General features: G+C 74.1%; 6 protein-coding genes. 5 read left to right on the top strand and 1 reads right to left on the bottom strand.

All coding sequences use genetic code 11. The features are described from left to right. Window positions 1-86: 86 nt before the first annotated feature. Entirely contained in the window at window positions 87-1,247 is a 1,161-nt protein-coding gene (locus tag ACFXDJ_RS01875) for a PucR family transcriptional regulator (RefSeq protein ID WP_384847491.1), read from the bottom strand. Window positions 1,248-1,713: 466 nt separating this feature from the next. Here ACFXDJ_RS01875 and ACFXDJ_RS01870 point away from each other — a divergent pair, with 466 nt between their 5' ends. The 5 genes from ACFXDJ_RS01870 (at window position 1,714) to ACFXDJ_RS01850 (ending at window position 12,891) form a co-directional block, all read left to right on the top strand. Continuing rightward, window positions 1,714-2,715, top strand: a complete 1,002-nt coding sequence (locus ACFXDJ_RS01870) for a hypothetical protein (RefSeq protein WP_384847488.1) — start codon at window positions 1,714-1,716, stop codon at window positions 2,713-2,715. Next, on the top strand, window positions 2,712-4,160 hold the full coding sequence (locus ACFXDJ_RS01865; RefSeq protein ID WP_384651608.1) for an NADH-ubiquinone oxidoreductase-F iron-sulfur binding region domain-containing protein: 1,449 nt from the start codon (window positions 2,712-2,714) through the stop codon (window positions 4,158-4,160). Before ACFXDJ_RS01870 ends, ACFXDJ_RS01865 begins: the two co-directional genes overlap by 4 nt. A 99-nt stretch (window positions 4,161-4,259) precedes the next feature. Next, window positions 4,260-5,300 (top strand): SCO0930 family lipoprotein, encoded by a 1,041-nt coding sequence (locus tag ACFXDJ_RS01860; RefSeq protein WP_384651606.1) that lies wholly within the window; start codon window positions 4,260-4,262, stop codon window positions 5,298-5,300. 10 nt (window positions 5,301-5,310) lie between these two features. Beyond that, window positions 5,311-5,817, top strand: coding sequence for a hypothetical protein (locus tag ACFXDJ_RS01855; RefSeq protein WP_384651604.1), 507 nt, complete (start codon window positions 5,311-5,313; stop codon window positions 5,815-5,817). Between the two features lie 183 nt (window positions 5,818-6,000). After that, window positions 6,001-12,891: a SpvB/TcaC N-terminal domain-containing protein gene (locus ACFXDJ_RS01850; protein ID WP_384847485.1), complete on the top strand. Its 6,891-nt coding sequence runs from the start codon at window positions 6,001-6,003 to the stop codon at window positions 12,889-12,891. The last annotated feature ends 2 nt before the right edge of the window (window positions 12,892-12,893 follow it).

Here is a 12,893-nt window from a genome sequence, read left to right as displayed (position 1 = left end):
GCCCGCCCGCGCGGCGCAGTCTCTAGCGCGCCCGCCACCCGCGCGCGGGCCCCCGCCACCGCTTTGCGTGGGAGCCGGCGTCGGTATCAGAGGCCGTTGACGCGGGCGATGCGCCCGGCGCCCAGCGGCGGGCGGAAGTCGGCGGCGACCACACGGGCCCGGCGGCTGCCGCGGGAGGGCCGCAGCCGCACCTGGGCCATCAGCCGGCGGCTGCGCAGGGCCAGTTCCAGTTCGAAACGGGTTCGCGGGTCCCGAAGGCCGGGACCGAAGAGCTTCTCCAGCTGGCGCATGCGGTAGCGGACCGTCTGGGGGTGCACGCTCAGCGCCTTGGCCGCCTCGGGCGCTCCGCCGCCCTCCAGCCAGGCCAGCAGGGTCACTTCGAGCCGCTCGCTCTGGCGTGGGGTCAGGTCCGCCAGGGGGCGCAGCCAGCGTGCGGCGAGAGCGTGTGCCAGCGGCTCGTCCTGGAGCAGCAGCAGGGTGGAGAGGTGGTCGTCTACGTAGACGGCCCGTACGTCCAGACCGGCGCGCGTCGGGGTCAGCGACAGCAGCCGTACCGCCCAGCGCAGGGAGGAGGCGCTGTCGCGGGGCGCGACGGGGTGGCCCACGGCGGCGAACCGGCCGCGCAGCGCGCAGTCCAGCGCGGTGCGCGCCTCCGGGTCTTCGGTCGGGACGAGCAGACAGGGCTGCCCCCCGGCCATGCCGCCGAGGCAGTCGTCGAGGAGGGCGGCGAGCTGCTGGGTCTCGCCCGGAGAGGCCGGCACGATGGCCCGTACGGCGGCGGGCAGGGGCCAGCCGGCCGCGCTCGCCAGGTCGGCGAGCGCCAGATCGGACAGGGGCATGTCACCCGTGAGCACGGCGAAGAGCTCCCTCCGGGCAAGCTCGCGCACCGAGCCCGTCCGCTGCGAGGGCACGACCTTCAGCGGAGCCAACGGCTCCCGGTCCGGCTGCTCCCGGTCCTGGTGCTCGCGATTCTGGTGCTCGCGGTCCTGGTGCTCCCGCTCCGCCGGGTGCGGGTCGCCCCGCTCCTCCCCGGCGGCCTCGCGGTAACCGAGGGCGGTGAGCAGGGCCGTCTCCAGCCGCTGTCTGACCACTTCGGCGTCGGCGTCCTCGACGAGCGCCGAGAACCCCGGAAGGGTTTCCCGCAGTTCCTCCACCATCCCCGCGGCGAGCGTGGGCAGTTCCCTGCGCAGGACCCGGGTCCACTCGCCCCGTGGCCGGGACCAGATGCGGTTCAGAAGTTCGCACATTGTTACCTCGTTCAAGCCGGGGTGTGACGTGCCCCGTGGGAGGGTGGCAAACCTGCCGGGGTCTCCTCCCACCCCGCCGACGCCAAGCCGGCAGGGGAGTCGAGCGCCCCGTACTCCCTCCAGGAGCATGCCAACCGCTTGCAGTCCCGCGGCCTCTGCCCAAGCGCCGTCGGGGAGGTGCGGCGGCGAACCAGGCGTCAACCCCGTCGCAACCGCACCACTGGAAGGGAATCTTCCGGGGATGTTCGATGCGATGGCTGTGCGAGGGCCAGAAATTATCACGTTTCGATAAATCCCGTGGAGGGCTTGCGAAGCTCCACGATGCTTCTGCACTCCGGCCCCCGCTCCCGGCCGGCCCGGTGGGCGAAGTGTCCATCTCCCGCCCGCCGAGGAGCGGTTGCGACGTCCACCCCCGGGTGCCGAGCGTGCGGCGCAAGTGCTCGGGCCCGGCCGTTTGGGAGACCACATGCCCTTGCTCCAGACTCGAACACCACGCTCGCACCGGGCCCGCCGCGCCAGACGCCACCCCGGCACGGCCCCCGCCGCCGGCCGCCGGGCGGTCCGGCGGCCGCCCCTGCTGTCCGCGGCCGGGGGCCCGCACCCCGCCGCCCTGGGCGCGGCGCTCCTGGCAGCCCTGTCCGCACTGGTCGTGTCCGCGCGCGCGGGCGCCCTGACCCACCTGTGGGACTTCCTCGACTACGGGGCGGGCGTCCTCTCGCTCGTCTCGCTCACCGGCGCCGTCCTGTGGGGCCTGGCGGCCACGGACCGCAGACTCCTCGCCTCCGCCCACCGCCTGGCGGCCCAAGGCGTGCACCGCGGCCTCGCCGTCGCCGGACTCGCCTTCCTCGGCCTGCACATATGGATCAAGGTCGCCCGGTCCCAGGCCGACGCCGCGGCCGTGGTCCTGCCGTTCGCGGACGGCGACCGGCCGCTGCTCATCGGGCTCGGCACCCTGGCCGGATACCTCTTCGTGGCGGTGGCCGTCTCCGGAGCCGCCCGCAGCGTCTTCGCCACCCGGGGCCGCTCGCTGTGGTGGCGGGCCCTGCACGTGGGCGCGTACCCGGCCTGGGGCGCCTCGCTCGTCCACGGGCTGAAGTCCGGGCGCCCCGCGAGTGGTTGGGTGACGGCGGCCTACGCCCTGTGCCTGGTCGCCGTCGCGGGAGTACTGGTGATCCGCCTGCGCGCGAAGCTGCGTACTCAGTCGCGTACGCAGCTACGCGCGTCGCCCGTCCGGCCGCCCGCCGGGACGCCCGGTGCGCCCCGGGTGCCGGGGCAGGCACCGCCGCGCAACCCGGCGCCCTTCGTGCGCAAGCCCGCGGAATGGGCCGCCGAGCTGCTGACCGCGCGCCTCACCCGGCAGTCGCGCCCCAAGGTGTTCGCCCCCGGCGGGCCCGGCCCGCGACACGGCCCCGGCCCCGCCCCGGACCTTCCCGGTGAGCCGGTCGACGGAGTGCGGGGGCGGCGATGAGCGGAGTGACACGGCCCGTACTCGGCTGCGTCGGGCAGCCCAGACTGCTCGCCGGACTCGACGCCGCCGACCGGCTCGACCGCGCCGGCCATCTGAGCGTGCACGGCGCGCTGCCCCCGTACCCGCCGGAGGGCCTGGTGGCGCTCGCCGAGGACATCGGCCTGGTAGGGCGCGGGGGAGCGGGCTTTCCGTTCGCCCGCAAGCTCCGGGCCGTCACCCGGTCCGCGCGCGGACGCGACGGACGCACCGCCGTGGTCGTCAACGCCTCGGAAGGGGAGCCGAGTTGCCTGAAGGACGCCGCTCTGCTGCTGCACGTACCGCACCTGGTGCTCGACGGGGCCCTGCTGGCCGCCGCGGCCCTCGGAGCCGAGGACGTGGTCGTCGGCGTGACCCGGGAGGACGTGGAGCAGTCCCTCCGCGCGGCCGTGGCCGAGCGCGGCCCGGCCGGCCGCCGGGTCCGCGTCGTCCGACTGCCCGAACGGTTCGTCACGGGGGAGGGGACGGCCCTGGTGAAGGGGCTGGACGGCGGGCCCGCCCTGCCGTCCGGGCAGAAGGTGCGCACCGCCGAGCGGGGGCTCGGCGGGCTCCCCACCCTGCTGTCCAACACCGAGACGTACGCGCACCTCGCCGTCGCCGCCCGGATCGGGGCTCAGGAGTACCGAACGGCCGGCCTGCCGGCGGAACCCGGAACGACCCTGCTCACCGTCGCTGGCTCGACCGTCGTCGAGGTACCGCTCGGGACCTCCCTGGCGTACGTCCTGGACCTGTGCGGAACCGTGCCCGGCCAGGGCGTGCTGGTCGGCGGCTACCACGGCCGGTGGCTGGCCCCGGCGGCGGCGCGGGAGGCCGCCCTCTCCCGGCGGTCCCTGGCCGCGTACGACGCGGTGCTGGGGGCCGGCGCGGTGCTGCCGCTGCCCGAGGACACCTGCCCGGCGGGTGAGGTGGCCCGGGTCACCCGCTGGATGGCGGAGGAATCGGCGGGCCAGTGCGGCCCGTGCGTCCGGGGGCTTCCCGCGCTCGCCGACGCGGTGGAGCAGCTCGTGGGCGGCGGGGGCGGGGCGGCCCTCGACGCGGTACAGGCGCGGATGCGCGGCGTGCTCGGCCGTGGCGCGTGCTCCCACCCGGACGGTACGTCCGCCTTCGTGGCCTCGGCGCTGGCCGTCTTCCCCGACGAGTTCCGCGACCACGCACTGGGCAGCGGCTGCGGGCGCCGGGTGCTGGGAGCGCTGCCGCTGCCGGCCGACGAGAACCCCGAACGCCTCGTCGTGGACTGGACGTTGTGCAAGGGCCACGGACTGTGCGTGGACCTGCTGCCCGACGTGGTCCGGCTGGACGCCGACGGCTACCCCGCACAGGGGGTCATGCCGGTCCCCGGACGGCTGCGGCCCAAGGCGCTGCGTGCGGTGCGCCGTTGCCCGGCGCTCGCCCTGCGCATCCAGGAATGAACGGCCGGTGCACGGCCGCGGGCAGGCCGAGTTCACGCTTTGGCGCGATCTGATAAATTCCCGGGATTTCGAATGAGGGTGGCCCTTCCGGCCCTATGAATGGCCTTGGGAAAAACACGCCGGACGGAATTCCGAGGAGAGATCATGGGCAACAGGCTTCATGTGGCCACCGCGACGGGATCGATGGTGGCGGTACTTCTGCTGACGGCTGGATGCGGAAGCGGCGGGGGCTCTCGCTCCCTCCGTACCGTGGACTCCGTGCGGCCGGCCGCCGCGGACAAGGCCATCGGCGACGGCTACGGCAGCGACAGCGGATACGGCTCAGGCTCAGGCTCCGGCTCAGGCGCCGACCCGGCGGCAGCGGCCGCCCCGGCCGCGTCGGCAAAGGCCGGCGAGCTGGCGGTCCGGGAGGCCCCGGGCATCGGCGGCGTCGTCACCGACGGGTCCGGAGCGACCCTCTACCGGTTCGACAAGGACACGGCCGAGCCGTCCCATTCGGCCTGTGAAGGAGCCTGCGCCACGACCTGGCCGCCCGTCCCGGCGGACGACGCGAAGGTCGCCGCGGGCATCGACGCGGGCCTGCTCGGCGCGGTCGAACGGCCCGACGGCATCCGGCAGCTCACGCTCGCCGGCTGGCCCGTGTACCGGTACGCGAAGGACACCCAGGCGGGCGACACGAAGGGCGAAGGGGTGGGCGGCACTTGGCACGCGCTGGCCCCGAACGGCAAAAAGGCCATCGACAACAAAACAACGGATGGCAAGGCGCCGGAAAAGAAGGGATCCGCCCTCTCCGTGGCCACCGACGCCAAACTCGGAAAGCTACTGGTGGATTCCCAGGGCCGCACCCTTTACCGGTTCAACAAGGACAGTGCCTGGCCGATGAAATTCGGCTGCCTAGACGCTTGCCTCAACACCTGGAAACCCGCCGCGCCCGTGGACAAGGCGAAGGTGTCCGACATCCCTGCCGGGCTCGTCGGATCGGTCAAACGCCCCGACGGAACACAGCAATTGACGATCGACTGCTGGCCCGTCTACCTGTTCACGGGCGACACCGCGCCCGGCCAGACCAACGGGCACGGCAAGCAGGGACTCTGGTTCGCGGTCGACGACGCGGGCAAGAAGATCCCGGCGGCCTCCTGAGGGGGCCGCCGTGCTGCCCGACCCGCCCCACATCGGCGCCCGCCACGTTGTGCCCTGTGCCGTCGTACTGCTGGCCTCCCTGCTCTGCGCGGGCTGCGGCGGACCGGGGCCCTCCTCCCCGGCCCCCGCCCGGGCCGCGGCCCCGGCCCCCGCGCCGCTGGACCGGATCGCCGAGGCCCTGGGCTGCCGGGCCGAGGTGACGGTGGACGCGGAGGAACTGCGCGAAGGCGCGTGCGAGGTGGGCCCGCAGGCCTACCGGATGGCCACCTTCAGCACCGGCGCCGGCCGCGAGGCCTGGCTCGCCGAGTCCCGCGCCTACGGGGGCGCCTACCTGGTCGGCGACCTGTGGATCGTCACCGCCCCCTCCCCGGAAGCCCTGACCCCCCTCCACGACCACCTGGGCGGCACTCTGGAATCGGGCTCCGCCCACGACGCCCACGACACCCACGACACCCACGACACCCACGCCCCGCACGACCCACCCGAGTCCCACGCCCCGACCCACGCCATCCCATAGGCCTACGGATCAGTCAATTCACACGATTAGGGGATGTGCCTGAACTGAATCGCCCATAAGGATGTGGGCGTGTCCGCTGACAGCCGTGTGCCCGGCCGGTCCGATTCCTCCACTTCTCCCACCCCTTCCGCACCCTCCGCTCCCGCCCTTTCCCTGCCCAAGGCAGGTGGTGCGATTCGCGGCATGGGGGAGAGGTTCGGCGCCGGGCCGGTGACCGGCACCGCCTCGCTGGCGGTGCCGATCGCCCTCACCCCGGCCCGTGGCGGCGTCGGGCCGAAGCTGACGCTGTCGTACGACTCCGGGTCCGGCAACGGGCCCTTCGGGCTCGGCTGGTCGCTCGACGTGCCCTCGGTCTCCCGGACCACGGACAAGGGGCTGCCCCGCTATCTGGACGGTGAAGACGTCTTCCAGTTGTCCGGTGCGGAGGACCTGGTCCCCGCCGTGTTCCCCGCGGCCCGCACCGAAGGGCCGTACGAGGTCACCTGCTACCGGCCGCGCACCGAGGGGCTGTTCGCGCGGATCGAGCGCTGGCGGGAGCGCGGGACGGGCGACACCCACTGGCGGGTCACCTCCCGGGAGAACGTCACCAGCATCTTCGGCCGCGACCCCGTCGCCCGTGTCGCCGACCCGGCCGACCCCTCCCGCGTCTTCCGCTGGCTGCTGGAGGAGACGGCCGACGACCGGGGCAACCTGGCGCGCTACACGTACAAGGCGGAGGACGGACCCGTCACCGCCGACCGGCTGCTCAAGCGGATCCACTACGGCAACCCCGACCCGGGATCCGGCCGCCGCTTCTGCTTCGAGGCGGTCCTCGACTACGGGGAGCACGAAGACACCGCGCCGACCCCCGAGGAGGCCCGGCCGTGGACGGCGCGCGCCGACCCCTTCTCCACCCGCCGGCCGGGCTTCGAAGTGCGCACCGCCCGCCTCTGCCGCCGCATCCTGATGTTCCACCGCATCCCCGAACTCGGGGCGGATCCCGTCCTCGTCAGCTCCACCGACCTCCACCACCGTGCCGATCCGGTCGCCACCAAGCTGGCCTCCGTGACCCACCGCGGGTACGCCCCCGCCGCCGAAGGGCCGGTCAGCGCCGAACTGCCCGCGCTGACCTTCACGTACACCGAACGCACCGTCACCTCCGAGACCCGCCCGCTGCGCGCGGCTCCCGGAGACGCGCCGCCGGCCATGGGGCGGGGCAGCCGGTGGGCCGACCTCGACGGCGACGGCATCTCCGGGCTCCTCACCGAGACGGACGGAGCCTGGTACTACCGGCCCAACCGGGGCGGCGGACTGCTCGCCGCTCCGGCGGCGGTCGACCCGCTGCCCTCCGGCGGGGGACTGGCCCGTGGCCGCCGCCTCCTCGACCTGGCCGGGGACGGGCGGCTCTCCCTCGCCGAACTCCAGGGCCCCGCACCCGGCCACCACCACCGCACGGACGACCGGGGCTGGGCCCCGTTCGCCCCCTTCCGCACGCTCCCCGTCCTGGACTGGAACTCGCCCGGCGTCCACCTCGTGGACCTGACCGGCGACGGACTCGCCGACGTCCTGCTGGACGGTGACGAAGGCTTCACCTGGCACCCCTCCCTCGGCGCCGAGGGCTTCGGCGACAGCCGCTCCGTGCCGGCTGCCCGCACCGAGGAGCGCGGCCCCCGCCTCCTGCTGGCCGACCCCGAACAGGCCGTCCACCTGGCCGACATGACCGGAGACGGGCTCACCGACCTCGTCCGGATCCGCAACGGCGAGACCGTGTATTGGCCCAGCCTCGGCCACGGCCGGTTCGGCCCCAAGGTGACCATGGACGGCGCCCCCCACTTCGACCACCCCGACCGCTTCGACCCGCGCCGCGTCCACCTCGCCGACGTGGACGGCTCCGCACCCGCCGACCTCCTCTACGCCGGCCCGGACCGCGTCCGGGTCTGGTTCAACCAGTCCGGCAACTCCTGGAGCCCGCCCGAAACCCTCCCCGTCGAGGCCCCCGCGGCCCCGGACGTCGCCGTCACCGATCTGCTGGGCCACGGCACCGCCTGCCTCGTCCTCACCGACCCCCGCCCCGACCCCGAGCCCCAGATCCGCTACGTCGACCTGATGGCGGACGGGAAACCCCATCTGCTGCGCACCGTCAGCAACGGCATGGGGCTGCGCACCACCCTGCGCTACGAGTCCTCCACCTCCCAGCGGCTCGCCGACGAGGCCGCCGGGCGCCCCTGGCTGACCCGCCTCCCGTTTCCGGTCCAGGTCGTCGCCGAGGTGCGCACCGAGGACCAGGTGGCGGGCACCGTCCAGGTCTCCTCCTACCGGTACCGGCACGGCCACTACGACGGTACGGAACGCGAGTTCCGCGGCTTCGGCTACGTCGAACACCGCGACGCCCTCTCCTACCCGGCCGGCGGCGACCGGACGTACGAACCGCCGGCCGTCACCCGCCGCTGGCAGCACACCGGCTGGACCGACGAGCGCGTCTCGACCGGCCTCACCCGCGAGTACTGGCGCCCCGACCCGCACCTGCCCGACCCGTACCTGCCCGACACCGGCCCGCTCCTCCCCGACACCCCCCTGCCCCCCGGGCTCACCCCCGAGGAGGCCCGCGAGGCGGCCCGGGCCCTGCGCGGCCACCCGCTCCGCGAAGAGGTCTTCGCCGAGGACCGCGACGGCGCCCTCGGCATGCCGTACGCCGTCACCGAGACCAATCACCTGCTGCGGGTGCTCCAGCCGCACGGCGCGGGACCCCACTGCGTGGTCCTCGCGGTCCCCGGCGAAACCGTCACCTTGCACACGGAGCGCAAGACCGACGACCCGCGGATCAGCCACGAACTCACCCTGGAATTCGACGACTGGGGCACCGTGCTCCGCTCGGCCCGGATCGCCTACCCCCGCGCCGTCCCCGCGGGCCCCGAGCAGGAACGGCTGTGGCTGACCGTGGAGGAGCACCTTCCGGCCCACGACACCACGGCCGGAGGCCCTTGGCGGATCGGCACCCCGGTCGAGGAGCGCGGCTACGAGATCGGCCTCGCCGAACCGTCCGCGCGGACCGGCCTCTTCGCGGCCGGTGCCCTCGCGGATCTCCTGAAGGCGGCGGCCCGGGACGAGGTCCCCTTCCACGAGCCCTTCTCCGGGGCGCACCCGCAGCGCAGACTGATCGCCCGCACCCGCCACACGTACTGTTCCGACGACCTGGCCGAGGAACTGCCGCCCGGCGGGACCGGACTGCGCGCCCTGCCCTGGACCAGCTACCGCCAGGCGTACGCCGACGGCCAGGTCCACGAGCTGTACGGGGACCGCGTCAGCGACACGGCCCTGACCGAGGCCGGTTACGTACGGCGCGACGGACTGTGGTGGGCGCCCGCCCCGCGCCAGATCCACGACCCGGACCGCTGCTACCTGCCCGTCGCCCAGGTCGACCCCTTCGGGGCCCGGTGGACCATCGGATACGACCCCTACCTGCTGCACACCACCGAACTCACCGACCCCGCCGGCAACCTCACCCGCGCCGCCCTCAACTACCGGGTGTGCCGCCCCTGGCTGCTCACCGACGCCAACGGCAACCGCTTCGGGGTCCGCTTCGACCCCCTCGGTTTCGTGGTCGCCACCGCCGTCCTCGGCAAGCCCGACCGGGGAGAAGGCGACCACCTGGACCTGTCCGGGCCGGAACCGGCCCGCGGGGACGACCCGACCACCCGGCTCTCCTACGCCCTCGACACCGTCCCCGCCCGCTTCCGGCAGCTGGCCAGGGAACACCACGGGGACCCCGGCACCGCGTACCAGGAGTCGTGGACCTACGCCGACGGCACCGCCCGCACCGCGCTGGTCAAGGCACGGGCCGAAGCGGTGTCCGGGCAGCCCCGCTGGGTCGGCACCGGCCGCACCGTCTACGACGCCCGGGGCAACCCGGTCAAGAAGTACGAACCCTACTTTTCCCCCGACCCCGGCTACGACACCGAACCCGAGATGGTCGAGCGGGGGGTGACACCGGTCCTGCACTACGACCCCCTGGGCAGGCCGGAGCGGACCGAGTACCCCGACGGCACCGGGAGCCGGGTGGTGACCGGAGCCTGGGAGCACACGGACTGGGACCGCAACGACACCGTGCGCGGCAGCCGCTGGCAGCGCGAACGCCTCGCCCTCCCCGACAGCGATCCCCGGCACCGGGCCGCCGTCCTGACCGACGCCCACGCCGACACCCCCACCCGCGTCCGGCTCGACGCGCTCGGCCGCCCCCGCGTCACCGTCGTCGACCTCGGCGGCGGCCGGGAACTGGTCACCACCGTCGAACTCGACGCCCAGGGCAACGAGACGGCCGTGCTCGACCCCCGCGGCATCCGCGTCCGGGAGCAGCACTTCGACATGCTCGGCCGCCCCGCCCACGTACGCACCGCGGGCGTCGGCGAGCGATGGACCCTGCTCGACGCGGCCGGCCGCCCGGCCCGCGCCTGGGACGGCAGGGGCACGTCCTTCCGGCACCGCCACGACGGGCCCGGCCGCCCCACCCACGCCTACGCCACCGAACCGGGCGGCACCGAGCGGCTGCGCACCCGCTGGTTCTACGGCGAGTCCCTCACCCGGCCCGCGGAGGCCAACCTCCGCGGCAGGGCGTGCCTGGTCCTCGACGGAGCGGGCGCCACCCGCACCGCCGAAGTCGACTTCAAGGGCAACACCCTGGAGACCGTACGCCGGTTCGCCCTGGACCCCCGCGGAGAACCGGACTGGTCGCCCCTCGCGGACGAGACCGACCCGGAGCGCGCGCTCCGGGCTGCCGCCGGACTCCTGGAGGACGAGGAGCTCCGCACCCGCACCGCGTACGACGCGCTGGACCGGCCGACGGAGATCACCCGGCCCGACGGCAGCCGGCTGTGGACCTCGTACAACGAGGCCGGACTCCCCGAGACGCTGGAGCTGGAAGTCCCCGGCGAGGAGCGCCGCTTCCTGGTCCGCGACATCGACTACGACGAGCACGGCCGCCGCACCCTGCTCGAACGGGGCTGCGGCACCACCACGCTCAGCACCTACGAGCCGGACACCTTCCGGCTGTCCACGGTGACCAGCCGGGCCGGCAACGGCGAACTGCTCCAGTCCCTGGAGTACACCTACGACCCGGTGGGGAACGTCACGGCCACCGCCGACCGGGCCCAGGACACGCTGTTCTTCGCCAACGCCGTGGTCCCCGCCACCCGCGACTACGCCTACGACGCGGCGTACCGGCTGACCGGCGCCACCGGCCGGGAACACATCGGACAGACCGCCCCCGGCATGCCGGGACCCGGGGGACCGCAGGTGCACCCGCTGCCCCACGCCAACGACGCCACGGCGATGCGGCGCTACGCCGAGTCCTACGCCTACGACCCGGGCGGCAACCTGCTCGCCCTCACCCACACCGCCGGACCGGACGGCAGCTGGACCCGCCGGCACGAGATCGCCGCCGACTCCGACCGGCTCCTCGGCTCCAGCCTCCCCGGCGATCCTGCGGGCACCCACTCCGCCCGCTACACCTACGACGAGGAGGGCTGCGTCACCTCGATGCCCCACCTGTCCGCCCTCGTCTGGGACGCCGACGACCGGCTCGTACGCGCCGAGCTCGGCGGCGGAGGCGCCGCCCACTACCAGTACGACGAACACGGGCAGCGGGTCCGGGCCACCGTGGGGAACGGCGGGCTGACCGAGACCCGGATCTACTGCGGCTCCTGGGAGCGGTACGTCAGGAAGGGCGCCGCCACCGGGACCCTGACCCGCACCACCGTGCACGCCGAGGACGAGCACGGCCGGATCGCCCTCGCCGAGACCACCACCGGCGGAGACACCCCCGACGGCACGCTCCTGCGGTACCAGCTGACCGACCTGCTGGGCAGCGCGACCGTCGAACTCGACCAGGACGGACGGCTGTTGTCCTACGAGGAGTACCACCCGTACGGCACCACCTCCTTCCGGTCGGCGGCCGGCGCCGCCCGTACCAGCCTCAAGCGCTACCGCTTCACCGGCCGGGAGACCGACGCCGAGACCGGCTTCAGCCACCACGGAGCCCGCTTCTACGCCCCCTGGCTCGGGCGCTGGACGAGCCCCGACCCGGCCGGCCCGGCCGCCGACGGGCCCAACCTGTACGCCTACGCCCGCGGCAACCCGGTCACCCTGCACGACCCCGACGGCCTGGAGTCGACGCTCCCGGCCGTCACCCACGAGGGGCTGCTCGGCGGGAAGGTGGCGAAGGCCTGGGAGGACGCCGCCCAGCACGTGCTCTCCGACCGGTACGGGGGCAAGGACCTCAAGACGAACCTCCAGCGCTTCCGGGACGAGGTGGAGTGGCTGACGGAGAGGCGCGGCGGTCCGGGCTCCAACAGGGCCGTGGGCACGGCGATCAACCACGCCAGGGAGACCTTCTCGGCGGTCGGAAGGCGCTTTCGTCACGTGACCGGGCTGGCGAAGGGCACTCCCATCCACCACGTGTTCGACAAGCTCGCGAGCGCTCCGTCCAAAGCCCTGGACACGACCAACCTGGCGCTGGCGCGAGGTCAAGAGGCCACCGCCGGCACGACCCACAACATCCTCGAAGAGGGGCGGAAAGCAGCGGCCCGAGGAGTGGCCAACCCCGTGGACGCGGCGGCGCGGGCGGCCGGCAAGGACGGGCTGTACGGTGCCGGGCGCGGGGCGGTCAAACTCGGCCAGCGGGGTCAGCCCGCGGCCAAGGCGGCCGCGGCGGCCAAGGCGTTCCGCGCGACGGCCGCCGGCTGGTTCAAGGGGGCGGCGAGGACCGGTGCGGCGGTCGCCGCGAAAACCGCCGCGACCGCCGCGAAAGTCGCCCCGGAGGCCGCCTCCCTGGCCAAGAACGTCAAGGGCGCGGTCCGCCTCACCCCGCTCTTCGGCGCTGCGATCGCACTCACCGGCGCCTACGGGGACCTGAAGAAGGGCGACTACACACATGCCGGCGTCAACTTGATCAGTGCCGCGCCGGGGTTCGTAGGTACCTCCGTGACCGTCGCCGACTACTTGGTCGGCAAGCTCGTCGACCACGTCGGCGTACCGCTCCTGGCCAAGTCCGAGGGCTTCCGCCAACACGTGATCGACGTCAACAAGTTCTTCGGATGGTGAGG

The organism is Streptomyces sp. NPDC059443 (genome assembly GCF_042750105.1).
GTDB lineage: Bacteria > Actinomycetota > Actinomycetes > Streptomycetales > Streptomycetaceae > Streptomyces.
The sequence above is the reverse complement of the archived record's forward strand: the minus strand, read 5'-3'. Positions and strand labels throughout refer to the sequence as shown.

Bases quoted from the DNA above. Each gene is read 5' to 3' on its own strand.
- ACFXDJ_RS01875 (WP_384847491.1), bottom strand. From the start codon at position 1,247: ATGTGCGAACTTCTGAACCGCATCTGGTCCCGGCCACGGGGCGAGTGG.
- ACFXDJ_RS01870 (WP_384847488.1), top strand. From the start codon at position 1,714: ATGCCCTTGCTCCAGACTCGAACACCACGCTCGCACCGGGCCCGCCGC.
- ACFXDJ_RS01865 (WP_384651608.1), top strand. From the start codon at position 2,712: ATGAGCGGAGTGACACGGCCCGTACTCGGCTGCGTCGGGCAGCCCAGA.
- ACFXDJ_RS01860 (WP_384651606.1), top strand. From the start codon at position 4,260: ATGGCCTTGGGAAAAACACGCCGGACGGAATTCCGAGGAGAGATCATG.
- ACFXDJ_RS01850 (WP_384847485.1), top strand. From the start codon at position 6,001: ATGGGGGAGAGGTTCGGCGCCGGGCCGGTGACCGGCACCGCCTCGCTG.